This is a genomic window from Haloparvum alkalitolerans (assembly GCF_050122995.1).
In the GTDB taxonomy this organism is placed as follows: domain Archaea; phylum Halobacteriota; class Halobacteria; order Halobacteriales; family Haloferacaceae; genus Haloparvum; species Haloparvum alkalitolerans.
On record NZ_JBNLIA010000012.1, the window covers coordinates 77,860 to 92,017 of the forward strand.

Annotated in this window: 11 protein-coding genes; 7 read left to right on the forward strand and 4 right to left on the reverse strand. The window is 71.8% G+C overall.

The features are described from left to right. Positions 1–59: 59 nt before the first annotated feature. Positions 60–1,520, reverse strand: coding sequence for an ATP-binding protein (locus ACQE3L_RS11685; protein WP_426963989.1), 1,461 nt, complete (start codon positions 1,518–1,520; stop codon positions 60–62). Positions 1,521–1,644: 124 nt separating this feature from the next. Between ACQE3L_RS11685 and hemC the strand changes: the two genes are divergently transcribed. The 5 genes from hemC to ACQE3L_RS11710 all read left to right on the forward strand — a co-directional run bounded on the left by hemC (position 1,645) and on the right by ACQE3L_RS11710 (position 8,475). Further along, the gene (gene hemC, locus ACQE3L_RS11690; RefSeq protein WP_426963990.1) at positions 1,645–2,790 is read left to right on the forward strand and encodes a hydroxymethylbilane synthase; all 1,146 of its coding nucleotides are present in this window, start codon (positions 1,645–1,647) and stop codon (positions 2,788–2,790) included. Beyond that, on the forward strand, positions 2,783–3,712 hold the full coding sequence (gene cobA / locus ACQE3L_RS11695) for a uroporphyrinogen-III C-methyltransferase (RefSeq protein ID WP_426963991.1): 930 nt from the start codon (positions 2,783–2,785) through the stop codon (positions 3,710–3,712). Before hemC ends, cobA begins: the two co-directional genes overlap by 8 nt. Further along, the gene (locus tag ACQE3L_RS11700; protein ID WP_426963992.1) at positions 3,709–4,458 is read left to right on the forward strand and encodes a uroporphyrinogen-III synthase; all 750 of its coding nucleotides are present in this window, start codon (positions 3,709–3,711) and stop codon (positions 4,456–4,458) included. The genes cobA and ACQE3L_RS11700 overlap by 4 nt, the downstream gene beginning before the upstream one ends. A 390-nt stretch (positions 4,459–4,848) precedes the next feature. Beyond that, positions 4,849–7,446: a ribonucleoside-diphosphate reductase subunit alpha gene (locus tag ACQE3L_RS11705; RefSeq protein WP_426963993.1), complete on the forward strand. Its 2,598-nt coding sequence runs from the start codon at positions 4,849–4,851 to the stop codon at positions 7,444–7,446. A 36-nt stretch (positions 7,447–7,482) separates the two neighbouring features. Then, positions 7,483–8,475 (forward strand): ribonucleotide-diphosphate reductase subunit beta, encoded by a 993-nt coding sequence (locus tag ACQE3L_RS11710; protein ID WP_426963995.1) that lies wholly within the window; start codon positions 7,483–7,485, stop codon positions 8,473–8,475. Between the two features lie 12 nt (positions 8,476–8,487). On the opposite strand, the gene ACQE3L_RS11715 is transcribed toward ACQE3L_RS11710, so the two are convergent. Further along, a complete protein-coding gene (locus tag ACQE3L_RS11715) occupies positions 8,488–9,702 on the reverse strand; it encodes an SPFH domain-containing protein (RefSeq protein ID WP_426963996.1) in 1,215 nt (404 codons plus the stop codon). Between the two features lie 119 nt (positions 9,703–9,821). On the opposite strand from ACQE3L_RS11715, the gene ACQE3L_RS11720 reads away from it, so the two are divergent. Together ACQE3L_RS11720 and ACQE3L_RS11725 are read left to right on the forward strand one after the other, a co-directional pair. Continuing rightward, the gene (locus ACQE3L_RS11720) at positions 9,822–10,073 is read left to right on the forward strand and encodes a DUF7561 family protein (protein ID WP_426963997.1); all 252 of its coding nucleotides are present in this window, start codon (positions 9,822–9,824) and stop codon (positions 10,071–10,073) included. A 69-nt stretch (positions 10,074–10,142) separates the two neighbouring features. Then, positions 10,143–12,047, forward strand: coding sequence for a helicase C-terminal domain-containing protein (locus tag ACQE3L_RS11725; protein WP_426963998.1), 1,905 nt, complete (start codon positions 10,143–10,145; stop codon positions 12,045–12,047). A gap of 13 nt (positions 12,048–12,060) precedes the next feature. On the opposite strand, the gene ACQE3L_RS11730 is transcribed toward ACQE3L_RS11725, so the two are convergent. Continuing rightward, positions 12,061–13,017 carry a carbohydrate kinase family protein gene (locus ACQE3L_RS11730; RefSeq protein ID WP_426963999.1) on the reverse strand — a complete coding sequence of 319 codons (957 nt, stop codon included), beginning with the start codon at positions 13,015–13,017 and terminating at the stop codon, positions 12,061–12,063. A 90-nt stretch (positions 13,018–13,107) separates the two neighbouring features. Continuing rightward, positions 13,108–14,019, reverse strand: a complete 912-nt coding sequence (locus ACQE3L_RS11735; RefSeq protein WP_426964001.1) for an MBL fold metallo-hydrolase — start codon at positions 14,017–14,019, stop codon at positions 13,108–13,110. Positions 14,020–14,158: the final 139 nt, after the last annotated feature.

Genomic DNA, 14,158 nt, shown 5'->3' on the forward strand with positions numbered 1-14,158 from the left:
CTCCCGCCGGCGTCGCTCGCCGTCGGGTTCGCACTCATTCGGCGCCATCGACCTCGCGATCACTCGGCGCCGTCGGCCTCGTCTTCGCTCGGCGGCGCCATCGGCTCCAGCGATAGCGTCACTTCGGTGCCGTCGTCGAGCGTCCGGAACGACACCTCGCCGTCGACGTCCCGGACGATCCACGTGACGAGCCACAGCCCCAGTCCGCTCGTGTGGTGAAGCTGCGTCTCGCGGTCGCGCTCGAGCACCGACAGCTCCTCGTCGGGGATGCCCGGGCCATCGTCGCGGACGGTCACCCGAACGGGATCGCCCGGCCTCACGCGCACCTCGATCGTCGGGTCGTCCGCGTGTTTGGCGGCGTTCTCGAGCAGGTTGTCCACGGCCACGTCGAGTAGGTCGTTGCCGACGACCCACACCGGGTGCGCGGGCGTGTCGACCGTCAGATCGGGCGCGTCGACGGAGTTGGAGAGGGCGGCGGCGCGCCGCCGGACCAGCGCCGCCACGTCGACCGCCGTCCGCCGGTCGCTCTCCTCGCCGAGCGCGCGCTCGACGGACCTGGCCTTTCGGCTCCGCTCGAGGAGGTCCTCCGACCGCGACCGGATCGCCTCCGCGTGAGCGAGGGTCGCGGGGTCCTCGCTCGCCTCGACGATGTCGGCGGCGTGGCCCATGACCACGTTCATCGCGTTCCGATGGTCGTGTCTGAGGACGCGGTTCAGCACCTGCAGGCGCTGCTCGCGGCGCTTCTGCTCGGTGATGTCGACGTAGGTGGCGAAGCCGTGTTCGGAGGTCTCGGAGAGCGGGACGGTGTACAGCAGAAAGTCCCGGATGCCGTCCGCGGCGCGGCGCTGCACCTCCACCTGGAGGTCCCGCTCGTCGAGTCGCTCGTTGAGCGCGGCGGCCTCGTCCTGGCGGTCGGGCGGGACGATCAGGTCGTCGACGGACCGGCCGAGCGCCTCCTCTTCGCTGAAGCCGAACACCTCGGCGAAGGCGGGGTTGGCGTCCCTGATCAGCGGCTCCCCGTTCACGTACTCGTAGTGGACCGTGGGGCTCGGAACCCCTTCGAACAGCGTGGCGAAGCGGTCGCGCTCGCGCTGGGCCTCGGTTCGCGCCTCGTCGTAGGCGCGCTCGCGCCGACGCGTGGCCACGTCGTAGGAGCCGAGGACGACGCCCCCCACCGCCCCCGCGGTGACGTTGTTCGCGACGAGGTACGAGAGGTGCGCCACCTCGGCCCCCGCGAACAGTTCGTGGCCGATCGTCCACAGCAGGGCACACAGCATCGCGAAGACGCCGACGCCGATCCACGCCAACACGTAGCCCGTCTCCCGGCGAGTGTACCCCTCCCGGCGGAGCCAGCCGGCGCTCGCGACCAGCCCCAACGCCAGTCCGAGCGGGATCGCCGCCTCAACCACGACGAGCAGGGGGTCGCTCATCGAAATCACGTGACGAACGTGAACCGCGGCCAGGGTGACACCGAGAACCGCGACGGCCGCCTGCCCGCCGTCGCGGATCGGGTCGGTCATGCTCGTCCCGAGGGGGGACACCTCCAAGGCTCTTTCCCCGGCGTCGCCCGGATCGGGCCACCGGGACGGCGCCCGGCGCGCCCGAACTGGTGGCCTTTTGAGGGAGCGGGGCCAGCGTTCAGGTATGACAGACACGCTCCGGCTCGTCACCCGCGGCTCGGACCTGGCCCGCCGACAGGCGGCGACGGTGCGCGAGACGCTGGAGAGCCACCGCCGCGAGGTCGCCGTCCGCGAGGTCGAGACGCGCGGCGACCGCGTCCCCGACGAGCTGATCCACCGCCTCGGCAAGACCGGCGCGTTCGTGCGCGCGCTCGACGAGGAGGTGCTCGACGGCGACGCCGACATCGCGGTCCACTCGCTGAAGGACGTGCCGACCGAGGACGCCGACGACCTCGTGGTCGCGGCCGTTCCCGAGCGCGCGCCCGCCGGCGACGTGCTGCTCTCACCGGACGGGACGGAACTGGAGGACCTCGAACCCGGCTCCGTCGTCGGGACCGCCTCGCTCCGGCGCACCGCCCAGATCAAGGCCGCCCGGCCCGACCTGGAGGTCGAGCCGATCCGCGGCAACGTCGACACGCGCATCGAGAAGCTGATCGCGCCCGGGCTCCAGCGCGAACACGAGGCGCGCGTCGAGGCCGAGGCGGACGAGAAGGGCGCGGCGGGCGACGACGGCGACGCGGCGGACGACGCCGCCGAGGAGTTCTCCGAGTCCGTCGACGAGTGGTTCGACGGGCTCTCCGAACTGGAGCGCTCCGCGATGGGGCGCGAGGTCGAGACGGAGTACGACGCGCTCGTCCTCGCGGAGGCGGGGCTTCGCCGCTCGAACCTCTACTACGAGGTGCCGACGCAGCGGCTCCCGCGCGGGGAGTTCGTCCCCGCGGCCGGGCAGGGCGCCATCGCGGTCACCGCCGCGGACCCCGAGGTGGCCGAGACGGTCCGACGCGCGCTCGACCACCCGCGGAGCCGGGTCGCCGTCACCGTCGAGCGCACGATCCTCGAGGAGCTGAACGGCGGCTGCATCGCCCCGATCGGCGTCTCCGCGCTCGTGCAGGGCGAGTACGTGAAGACCACGGTCCGCGTGCTCTCGACGGACGGGACCGAGGAGGTCGCCGAGACGCGCGACCTCCGCATCGACAGACACGCACAGGAGGCGGAGTCGTTCGCCGCGGACCTCCGCGAGGACGGCGCCGCGGAGCTGGTCGCGGCCGCCCGCGAGGCGGCGGACGCCACCGGCGCCGGAACCGACGGCGGCACGCCCGACGATGAGTGAGGACGACGAGGCGACTGCCGACCGCGGGAACGAGACGGACCGGGCGACCGGAGAGAACGCGCCCGCGGACGAGGTCCCGACCTCGGCGCCGGAGCGCGCCGCGGGCAAGGTGTACCTCGTCGGGTCGGGACCCGGCGACCCGGACCTGTTAACGGTGAAGGCGCGGCGCCTGCTGGAGGAGGCGGACGTGGTGCTCCACGACAAGCTTCCCGGCCCGGAGATACTCGACCTGATCGACGAGGAGCGCCGCGAGGACGTGGGCAAGCGCGCGGGCGGCGAGTGGACGCCGCAGGAGTACACCAACCGCCGGCTGGTCGAGCTCGCGCGCGAGGGACGGACGGTCGTCCGGCTGAAGGGCGGCGACCCCTTCGTCTTCGGGCGCGGCGGCGAGGAGATGGAGCACCTCGCCGCGTCGGGCGTCCCCTTCGAGGTCGTCCCCGGCATCACCTCCGCGGTCGGCGGCCCCGGCACCGCGGGCATCCCGGTCACGCACCGCGACCACGCCTCCTCGGTCTCGTTCGTCACGGGCCACGAGGACCCCACGAAGGACGAATCCGCCGTCGAGTGGGACGCGCTGGCGGCGACCGGCGGCACGCTCGTCGTCCTGATGGGCGTCGGCAAGCTCCCGGACTACACCGCGGCGCTCCGGGAGGCGGGGATGGCCCCAGACACGCCGGTCGCGCTGGTCGAGCGCGCCACGTGGCCGGACATGCGCGTCGCGACCGGCACGCTCGCGGACATCGTGGACGTGCGCGACGAGGCGGGGATCGAACCCCCCGCGATCACCGTCATCGGCGAGGTGGCCGCGACCCGCGACCGCGTGGTCGACTTCCTGGAGAACGCGAACGCGGCGCCGGTCGATCCCGACGATCCTGACGACCCCGCCGCGGAGGCGGAGGCCGGGCACGGAGGAGGCGAATGAGTCGCGAGGTCCGCGTCGCCGTCTTCCGCCCGGACGACGAGCGCGTCGACGAGGCGGTCGACCTGCTCGACGCGCTCGGGGCGACCCCCGTCCCGGACCCCATGCTCGCGGTCGAGCCGACCGGCTCGTCTCCGCAGGAAGACGCCGAGTACGTCGTCCTGACCAGCAAGACCGGCGTCGAACTCGCCGCCGACGCGGGCTGGTCCCCCGGCGACGCGACGCTCGTCGCCATCGGCCCGGCGACCGCGGACGCGGCCCGCGAGGCGGGCTGGACTGTCGACCTCGTCCCCGAGACGTACTCCTCGGACGGGCTCGTGTCCCTCCTCGCCGACCGCGTCGACGGCGCGCTCGTCGAGGTGGCGCGCTCGGATCACGGGAGTCCGGTCCTGACTGACGGCCTGCGCGAGGCCGGCGCCGAGGTCCACGAGACGGTCCTCTACCGGCTGGTCAGGCCCGAGGGCGCGGGCGAGTCGGCCGAGCTGGCCGCCGCCGGCGAGCTGGAGGCGGCGGCGTTCACCTCCTCGCTCACGGTCGAGCACTTCCTCGACGCGGCGGCCGAGCGCGGCGTCCGCGAGGCGGCCGTCGCCGGCCTGAACGACGCCGTCGTCGGCACCATCGGCCACCCAACCCGGGAGACGGCCGAGAACCACGGCATCGAGGTGGACGTGGTGCCCGACGACGCCACTTTCGAGGCGCTCGCGACCGCGGTCGTCGAGCGCGCGGCGCCCGCACACCGCGGTCGATAAGGGGGCCGCGGCGGGCGGTCGGCACGGTCCCGGATGCAGTTTCTGTGGTCGGTTTCTGTGGCCGATTTCTGTGGTCGGTTTCTGTAGCCGATTTCTGTAGCCGGGTTCCGGAAGCGGCCGCTTCCGACCGCCGCCGGCTGCAACCGGCTCGACCGACGGATCCAACCGCGGTCGTCCTTCTAAACAACTGTAGTTGTTCTACTACAACTACGTTGGCAATCTTTATGCGCGTGGCTCCGGAGAGTGTTCGGTACGGTTCGCTCCGGACCGGCGCGTCGACCGCGCCGCCGCCGACCAGCGGCGCCCCCGGCGCCGTCCAACGTTTCCGAGGAGTGGCGACGCCGTCGCTCGCGAGCGGCGGCGCCGGTCCGGAGGGACCATCCCCCGAGAATGAGCACGACGACACCCGACCACGCCGCGCGCGACCTGCTGGAGCGGGCGCGCGACGGCCACGAGGACGTACTGGACGACGAGACGCTGGACCGACTGGTCTCGGAGATCGAGCGGAACCTCTACGCGGGCGCGGACCGTTCGGAGGTCGCGGACGCGACCGTCGCCACGCTGACCGCGCGGATCGAACGCGACCCCGCCTACGACGCGATGGCGGCCCGCGTGGCGCGGCACGACTACGCGCGCCGGGTGACCGGCGAGGAGCCGCCCGCGGACGCCGACGCGTTCGCGGAGACGTACCGCGAGTCCTTCCGCGAGGCCATCGAGCACGGGTTGGACGCGGACCTGCTGGACGAGCGCATGGGTGCGTACGACCTCGACCGGCTGGCGGACGCGCTCGTGCCCGCGCGCGACGAGCTGTTCGACTACACCGCGGTCGACACGCTGGAGGAGCGCTACTACCTCCGGGAGGCGGACGGCGAGCCGTTCGAGCTCCCGCAGGTCTTCTGGATGCGGGTCGCGATGGGCGTCGCGCTCCGCGAGGACGAGGCGGAGCGGGCGGCGCGCGCCGAGGAGTTCTACGAGGTGCTGTCGACGCTCCGGTTCGTCCACTCGACGCCGACGCTGTTCCACGCCGGAACGACCCACCCGCAGCTCTCCTCCTGTTACCTCACCACGGTGCCGGACGACCTGGAGGGGATCTTCGACGCGTACAAGGAGCACGCGAAGCTCTCGAAGTGGTCCGGCGGGCTCGGCAACGACTGGACCCCCCTGCGCGCGGACGGCGCGCTCATCGAGTCGACGGGCGTCGAGGCGACCGGCACCGTCCCGTTCCTGAAGATCTCGAACGACGTGACCGGCGCGATCAACCGCTCCGGGAAGCGGCGCGGGGCCGCGGCCGCCTACCTCGAGGCGTGGCACCTCGACTTCCTGGCGTTCATCGACCTCCGGCGCAACACCGGCGACGAGCGCCGCCGCACCCACGACATGAACACCGCCGCGTGGGTCCCGGACCTGTTCATGCAGCGCGTCCGGAACGACGAGGAGTGGACGCTGTTCTCGCCGGACGAGGTGCCCGACCTCCACGGCACCTACGGCGCCGAGTTCGCGGAGCTGTACGAGGCGTACGAGGAGCGGGCCGCGAACGGGGAGCTTCGCCAGTACGAAACGGTCGACGCCGCGGAGCTGTGGCGCGAGACGCTCACTAGACTGTTCGAGACGGGTCACCCGTGGATCACGTTCAAAGACCCCTGCAACGTCCGGTCGCCGCAGGACCACGTCGGCGTCGTCAACTCCTCGAACCTCTGTACGGAGATCACGCTCAACACGAGCGACGAGGAGACGGCGGTCTGTAACCTCGGCTCCGTCAACCTCGCGCGCCACATGACGTTCCGCGGGGACGCCGCGGCCCACCCCGCGCCGAACGCGGTGGCGGGCGCGGCCGCGGGCGGCGCGGAGGGGGCGAGCGAAACGGGCGCCGGTCCCGCGTTCGGCGCGGACGGCGCGGCCGCGGAACTCGACGAAGAGCTGTTCGCCGACACCGTCGAGACGGCGATGCGGATGCTCGACAACGTCGTCGACCTCAACTTCTACCCGACCGAGAACGCGGAGCGCTCCAACATGCGCCATCGGCCCGTCGGCCTCGGAATGATGGGGTTCCACGAGGCGCTCCAGCTCGCGCGGGTCCCGATGAACTCGGAGCGGGCGCTCTCGTTCGCGGACCGGGCGGGGGAACTGCTCGGCTACCACGCCATCGACAACTCCGCGAAGCTGGCGGGCGAGCGCGGCGCCTACGAGACGTTCGAGGGGTCGAAGTGGGACCGCGACCTGCTCCCGCAGGACACCCTCGACCTCCTCGCCGAGGAGCGCGACGAGGCGATCCCGGTCCCCCGCGAGGAGTCGCTCGACTGGGACGCGGTCCGCGAGCGGGTCGCCGAGCACGGCATGCGTAACTCCAACACGACGGCGGTGGCGCCGACCGCGACCATCTCCACCATCGCGGGGACGACGCCTTCCATCGAGCCGGCCTACTCCAACCTCTACGTCAAGTCGAACATGACCGGCGACTTCACGGTCGTCAACGAGCGGCTGGTCGCGGACCTCAAAGCCGAGGGGCAGTGGGGATCGGAGGCGCTCGACCGCCTGAAGTACCACGACGGCGCCGTGGGCGAGCTGGACCTCCCCGGCGACCTCTCGGAGCTGTACCGGGGGGCCTTCGAGATCGACCCGCGCCACCAGCTCCGGCTCACCGCGCGCCGCGGGGTCTGGATCGACCAGAGCCAGTCGCACAACGTCTTCTTCCCGTCGACGGACGGCTCGCTGCTCGCGGACGTCTACGAGACCGCCTGGGAGCTCGGGCTGAAGACGACCTACTACCTGCGGACGCTCGGCGCCTCCAGCATCGAGAAGTCGACGCTCGACATGGCCGAGTACGACGACACGCAGTCGCGGGACGGCCGCGGGGCCGCCGGAGGACGGACCGAGGAGTCGGGCGCGGCCGCGGACGGCGGACCCGAGACGGACGGCGAGACCGCGGCCGACGGCGACGCCTGCGACCTCCCGACCGTCGAGGACCCGACCTGCGAGTCCTGCCAGTAGCGCCGCCCGCAACCGTTCGATCACGAGTCACCCACCATGCCAATCATCAACGACGACGCGCAACACGACCCGAACAAGATCCTGCCCATCGACTACGACTGGGCGCGAGAGTACTACGAGAACGGCGTCAACAACAACTGGGTGCCCGAGGAGATCCCGATGGCCGACGACGTGCGCCAGTGGGAGAACGACGAGCTCACCGACGCCGAGCGCCAGCTCGTCGAGTGGAACCTCGGGTTCTTCTCGACCGCGGAGTCGCTCACCGCCAACAACCTCGTGCTCGCGGTGTACGACTACGTCACCGCGCCCGAGTGCCGCCAGTACCTGCTCAGGCAGGCCTACGAGGAGGCGATCCACACGGACACGTTCATCTACTGCTGTGACTCGCTGGGCTTCGACCCCGACTACCTCTACGGGATGTACGACCGCATCCCCGCCATCGAGGCGAAAGACGAGTTCGTCGTGGACCTCACGCGGGCCATCGACCGGCCCGACTTCACCATCGAGACCGACGCCGACGTGCGCGCGTTCCTCCGCGACCTCGTCGGGTTCTACGTCATCATGGAGGGGATCTTCTTCTACGCCGGCTTCGCGATGATGCTCGCGCTGAAGCGGCGCGGGAAGATGGTCGGCGTCGGCGAGCAGTTCGAGTACATCATGCGCGACGAGTCGCTCCACCTCAACTTCGGGGTCGACCTGATCAACACGATCCGCGAGGAGAACCCCGGCGTCTGGACGGACGCGTTCGAGGCCGAGATCGCCGACCTGATCGAGGAGGCGGTCGCGCTGGAGTCCACCTACGCCGAGGAGGCGTGTCCCCCGGACCTGATGGGGATGTCCGCCGAGGGGTTCGTGGAGTACGTCGAGTACATCGCGGACCGTCGGCTCACGCAACTCGGGATGGCCGAGCAGTTCGGGACGGAGAACCCGTTCCCGTGGATGTCCGAGGCGACCGACCTCGCCCGCGAGGCCAACTTCTTCGAGCGGCAGGTGACCGAGTACCAGTCCGGCGGCTCGCTCGACTGGTAGGCCGCGAGCGGGCTACCCCTCGCGCTCGAACGCCGCGTCCGGGTCGTCCGCGACCGCGGGCTCCCCCTCCACGCCGGCCTTCTCGCCGGTCGTGAGGTCGTCGTCCGCCTGCGAGACCAGGTCCTCGAGCGCCGCGTCCACGTCGTCGAGCCCGAGCAGTTCGCGGGTCTCCGCGTCGAACTCGCGGCTCTCCATCCCGGACCCGTCCCCGCCCACGTCCGACCCGGAGAGGTGTTTCCCGTACCGGCCGACCAGGCTCGTCAGCTCCTGCGGGAGGACGAAGGTGGTAGACTCACCCTGGCCGATGGCCTCGAGCGTCTCCATGCCGCGCTCGATCACCGCGCGCTCGCCCATCGACTCCGCGGACTTCGCCCGGAGGACCGTCGCGATGGCGTCCCCCTGCGCCTCCAGCACCGAGGCCTGCTTTTCCCCCTGCGCTTCGAGGATGGCGGCCGCCTTTTCGCCTTCCGCAGACTCGACCGCGGAGCGCCGCTCGCCCTGCGCCTCGAGGATCATCGCCCGGCGGCGACGCTCCGCCGAGGACTGCTGTTCCATCGCGCGCTGGACGTCCCTGGAGGGGTTCACCTCGCGGACCTCCACCGCCTCGACGCGGATCCCCCACTCGTCGGTGGGTTCGTCCAACTCCTCGTGGATCCGGTCGTTGATCAGTTCGCGGCGCGCGAGCGTGTCGTCCAACTCCATGTCACCGAGCGCCGCCCGGAGGGTGGTCTGTGCGAGGTTGGAGACGGCGGTCTCGTAGTCGTCGACCTCCAGGAACGCCCGCTTGGCGTCCATCACGCGGACGTAGACGACCGCGTCGGCGGTCACCGGGGAGTTGTCGCGGGTGATCGCCTCCTGGCGGGGCACGTCCAGCGTCTGCGTCCGCACGTCGAAGGGGTACGTTCGCGAGACGAACGGCGGAATCAGGTGGACGCCCGGCTCCAGCAGGCGGCGGTACTCGCCGAAGACGGTCAGCGCCTCGCGCTCGTACGCCTCGACGATCTCGACGGCGCTGACGACGGTCAGGGCGGCCAGGAGCAGCGCGAGGACGCCGACACCGAGCAGGAGGTCCTGGCTCAGCGCGACGACCGCGACCGCGAGCGCGGCCGCGACCGCGACGACGCGTTTGGCGGCGTCCGGGACCCCGCCGCTCACGCTCGGGTCGGCACTGGTGAGGCTCGCGGACGCGCGTCCGAGGCCGCGCGCCGCGCGACGGAGGAGGCTCATACCCCACGTTAGGGCTCCGCATGGTAAACGTTCGCGTCGATTCGGCTCCAGCGGGGCCGAGCCACCGCCGCCGGCACCGCGACGGCACGCCTTATGGGGTCGCGGTCCCAACCGCGGCCATGGCGAGCGAGCCCTGCGAGGTCTGCGGCACGAAGGTGCGGATCGCCGGCGGCATCGGCGACCTGTGGAACTTCGCGTTCGAGTCGACGCAGGGCATGACGCTGGAACTTGCGGACGGGTCGGAGTTCTTCCTCTGTTTCGACTGCATGGAGCGGCTACCGGACGACCGCGAGCCGACCGCCGAGGACGTGGAGCGGCTACAGGAGCTCGCGGAGGCGGACGACTTGCCGGAGCCGGACGGGGCGGAGTGACCGCACCGAGCCGGGGCGCCGGCCACCGGCATCCGTGAGCTTTTGTCCGATGGCGCGCCACCTCACGGCGTGGACCCCGACCGGATCCCCGCGGCGTTCCCGGCCCCGAGCTTTCGCGGCGCACAGGAGCAGGCGCTGCGGGACATCCGCGACGCGTTCGCGGCCGGCAACGACGTGGTGCTCGTGCGCGCGCCGACCGGGAGCGGCAAGTCCCTGCTCGCGCGGGCGATCATGGGCGCCGCCCGCGAGGTGAGCGACGCCGCCCCGAGCGAGGCGACCGGGGCCTACTACACCACGCCGCAGGTGTCCCAGCTCGACGACGTGGCGACGGACGACCTGCTGGACGACCTCAACGTGATCCGCGGGAAGGCGAACTACGACTGCATCCTCCCCGGCGAACACGACACGCCGGTCAACCAGGCCCCCTGCGTCCGCAAGCGCGGGTTCGACTGCAGCGTCAAGCACCGCTGCCCGTACTTTTCGGACCGCTCCATCGCCTCCTCGCGGCGGTTCGCCGCGATGACGCTGGCCTACTTCATGCAGACCGCCGGCTCGGAGGTGTTCCGCAAGCGCGACGTGGCCGTGATCGACGAGGCGCACGGGCTCGCGGAGTGGGCCGAGATGTACGCGACCGTGGAGCTATCGCCCGACCGCGTCCCGGTGTGGGACGACGTGGGCGTGCCGGACGTGGAGACGGACGCCGCGGCCGACGAGGACGCGCTCGACCGCACCGCCCGGTTCGTGGAGCAGCTCCGCGACGCCTGCGAGCGCGCGAAGGACGAGCTGATCGGGCGGCCGGAGCTGGAGCCGGCCGAGGTCGCGCGCCGCGACCGCCTGCAGGAGCTGATCTCGGAGCTCGGCTGGTTTCTGGAGGACTACCGCGACCGCGAGAGCACGACGACGTGGGTCGTCGACCAGCCCGACGGCGAGGGGACGGCGATCACGATCAAGCCGCTCGACCCCGCGCGCTACCTCAGACACACCGTCTGGGACCGCGGGAACCGGTTCGCGCTGCTGTCGGCGACCATCCTCTCGAAGGAGTCGTTCTGTCGCGGCGTGGGGCTCGACCCCGCGAACGTCGCGCTGGTGGACGTGCCCCACACGTTCCCGCTCGAGAACCGCCCGCTGTACGACGTGACGCAGGGGTCGATGACCTACGAGGACCGCGACGAGACGCTGCCGCGGATCGCCCGCCTGATCGTCCGCCTAATGGCCCGCCATCCGGACGAGAAGGGGCTGATCCACGCGCACTCGTACGCCATCGCGGAGCGGCTGGTCGACCGCCTCGGCGAGTTCGGCGTCGCCGCGCGGCTCCGCCGACACGCGACGGAGAACCGCGACGAGCAGCTGGAGCTGTGGAAGGACAGCGACGACCCAGAGGTGTTCGTCTCGGTGAAGATGGAGGAGGCGCTGGACCTGAAGGGTGACCTCTGCCGCTGGCAGGTGGTCTGCAAGGCGCCGTACCTCAACACGAACGACTCTCGGGTCGCGCGCCGACTGGAGGAGGGGCAGTGGTCGTGGTACCACCGCGCCGCGCTCCGGACGGTGATCCAGGCCTGCGGGCGCGTCGTCCGCGCGCCCGACGACCACGGCGCGACCTACCTCGCGGACGACTCCCTGCTGGACCTGTTCGACCGCGCCGCGGCGGACACGCCGCCGTGGTTCCGCGAACAGGTGGACGCCATGACGACCCCGGACCTGCCGGCGTTCGACCCCGCCGCGGCGCTCGCCGGGGTCGACGCGGCGCCGTCCCCTTCGAAGTCGGGCGGACCGGCCGGGGGAATCGGGTCGCGGTCGTCGGAGAGACCCGACGGAGCGACCGGTACCGGCGGATCGAGTGCGAACGAACGCGACGGCTCAGCGGGGGACGGTGCCGGCGGGAGCGGCGGGGGGTCGCCCACGCGAACCCGCTCCGAGGCCGACGCCGAGCGGCGGGAGAACCACCCCCTCTCGGACGTGTGGGGAGACGGGTGAGCGACGGTCGCGGTCAGGCGTTCTCTCGGTCGCAGAGACCGCGATCGGCCAGGAACGTACCGACCTCCTCGCGGGTCGGAAGCCCCGGCTGAGCGAATTCCGTGGTGCAGTTGATCGCCGCCGTCGCGGCGGCGAACCGCCCGGCCGCCGTCGCCGATTCCTTGGCCAACAGCCAGCGGTCGACGAGCGCGGCGATGAAGGCGTCGCCCGCGCCGGTCGTGTCGACCGGGTCCACGTCGAAGGCGTCGACTGACACACGGTCGCCGTTCGCGAAGAGGGTCGCCCCCTCCTCTCCCGCAGTCAGCGCCACGCGGGGACAGCCGGCCGCGGCGAAGCGCTCCCGTGCGTCCGCGAGGTCGCCGTCGACGAACGCGGGCGCCGCGACCGACCCCGAGACGAACAGCGCCGCGCGGTCGAGCGCGAGTGCGGCCGACTCCCTGGTCGTCCCGCGATCAGCGAGCTCCTCGAGGGGGCCCGAAAGGTCGAACGCGACCGGCGGAAACCCGGGGTCGGCAGCCGCGTCGAGCACCGTGCTCGTCGCGGCGTCCGGGGTGTAAGCCGTCAGGAACACCGCGTCCGCGCCGCGCATATACGCGAGGTCCGCCTCGCTGATCTCGAGGTGTCTGAACTGACCGTCCGTGGTGACGATCATTCGCTCGCCCGCCGGGTTCCGGAAGACGAGCGAGCGCGTCGACTGGCCCGACCCGGTCCTGACGCGATCGGTGTCGACAGCCGTGTCCGCGAGCCGACGCCGGACCTCCTCGGCGGTGTCGTCGTCGCCGAGTCGGCTCACTAGCCCCACGTCGCGGCCGAGCCGCGCGAGCGCGACCGCGACGTTCGCGCCGACGCCGCCCAGACCGGTTTCGACGTCGGGCGCGAAGGCGCCGCCGTCCGGCTCCGGCAGGTTGGTGACCGCGTAGTGGTCGTCCAGCATCGCGCCGCCCACGACGACAACCGACGGGGAGCTCATGCCAGAGAGGGCGGCCGCGGCGCTGATAAATGAGTCGTCCGCGGACGCGTCCCCGGTTCGGTTCGTGTCGCCGGGCCTGCCACTCCGGACTCAGTCTCGCCGGTCCAGAAACGCCAGCACGCCGCGGGTGTTCAGCCGCGCTTCGGCGCGGTGGCGCTCCTCGTTCCAGAAGTCGCCCGCGTCCTCGGCGGCCGCCGTCACGAAGTGGTCGATGACCGCGTCGTCGTCGCTCAGTTCGGCGCGCTTCGCGCGGACGGCCTCCACCCACTCGACGTACGCCCGCTTGGTCTCCTCGACGATCGACGGGTCGTACTCGCGGGGGCCGAAATGGCCGAAGCAGAGCGTCTCGGGCGTCAGATCCGCGATGGCGGATGCGTCCGAGAGGCACCGGTCGAGGTCGAACTGCGGCGGCGGCGAGGTGGTTCGCACCCGGTCGATCTGCGGGACGTAGATGCCGAGCGCGTCCGCGGTGAACACGACGCCCTCGTCGGGCTCGTGGAAGACCGTCTGGTGGGGGGCGTGGCCGGGCGCCTCGATCACCTCGAGCGTCCGGTCGCCCAGATCGATCCGGTCGCCGTCTCTGACCCCCGCGATCCGGTCTTCCGGGACCGGCTCCGGTTCGACGTAGTGTTTCCACTGGTCGCCGACCGCGGCCTTGGTGCCCTCGACCAGCCGGTCGGGATCGACGAGGTGGCGGACGCCGCGCTCGTGGATCCGGACCTCGGCGTTCGGGTACTCGGCGGCGAGGTGGCCGGCGCCGCCGGCGTGGTCGAGGTGGGCGTGGGTCGGCAGGACCCACGAGAGGTCCTCGCGGCCGATCCCCAGTTCCGCGAGGTTCTCGAACAGGAGCTCCCGGTTCGTTCCGATGCCGGTGTCGATCACCGCGGGCTCGGGCGTGTCGTAGACGTAGACCGTCCCGTACCCGTCGGTGTCGTACATCCCCGTGTCGTGGTAGTAGAGGTCCGTCGCGCCGCGGACCGCCTCGAGGTCGCCCCGGGTCATACCGGCGTGGTCACTCCGGAGGGGCCTTAAGGGTTCGATCGCGGCCGTCGGCGCGGTCCCCCGTCCCGCACCGACGACGTCCCCGCGACCTATTCGGACTGTGGGTGGTCCCGCTCGTGGGTCGGCGCTCGCGAGCCGC

What these genes read in the sequence shown, in the direction of transcription:
- ACQE3L_RS11685 (WP_426963989.1), bottom strand. Translation starts at nt 1,520, where the DNA reads ATGACCGACCCGATCCGCGACGGCGGGCAGGCGGCCGTCGCGGTTCTC.
- hemC (WP_426963990.1), top strand. Translation starts at nt 1,645, where the DNA reads ATGACAGACACGCTCCGGCTCGTCACCCGCGGCTCGGACCTGGCCCGC.
- cobA (WP_426963991.1), top strand. Translation starts at nt 2,783, where the DNA reads ATGAGTGAGGACGACGAGGCGACTGCCGACCGCGGGAACGAGACGGAC.
- ACQE3L_RS11700 (WP_426963992.1), top strand. Translation starts at nt 3,709, where the DNA reads ATGAGTCGCGAGGTCCGCGTCGCCGTCTTCCGCCCGGACGACGAGCGC.
- ACQE3L_RS11705 (WP_426963993.1), top strand. Translation starts at nt 4,849, where the DNA reads ATGAGCACGACGACACCCGACCACGCCGCGCGCGACCTGCTGGAGCGG.
- ACQE3L_RS11710 (WP_426963995.1), top strand. Translation starts at nt 7,483, where the DNA reads ATGCCAATCATCAACGACGACGCGCAACACGACCCGAACAAGATCCTG.
- ACQE3L_RS11715 (WP_426963996.1), bottom strand. Translation starts at nt 9,702, where the DNA reads ATGAGCCTCCTCCGTCGCGCGGCGCGCGGCCTCGGACGCGCGTCCGCG.
- ACQE3L_RS11720 (WP_426963997.1), top strand. Translation starts at nt 9,822, where the DNA reads ATGGCGAGCGAGCCCTGCGAGGTCTGCGGCACGAAGGTGCGGATCGCC.
- ACQE3L_RS11730 (WP_426963999.1), bottom strand. Translation starts at nt 13,017, where the DNA reads ATGAGCTCCCCGTCGGTTGTCGTCGTGGGCGGCGCGATGCTGGACGAC.
- ACQE3L_RS11735 (WP_426964001.1), bottom strand. Translation starts at nt 14,019, where the DNA reads ATGACCCGGGGCGACCTCGAGGCGGTCCGCGGCGCGACGGACCTCTAC.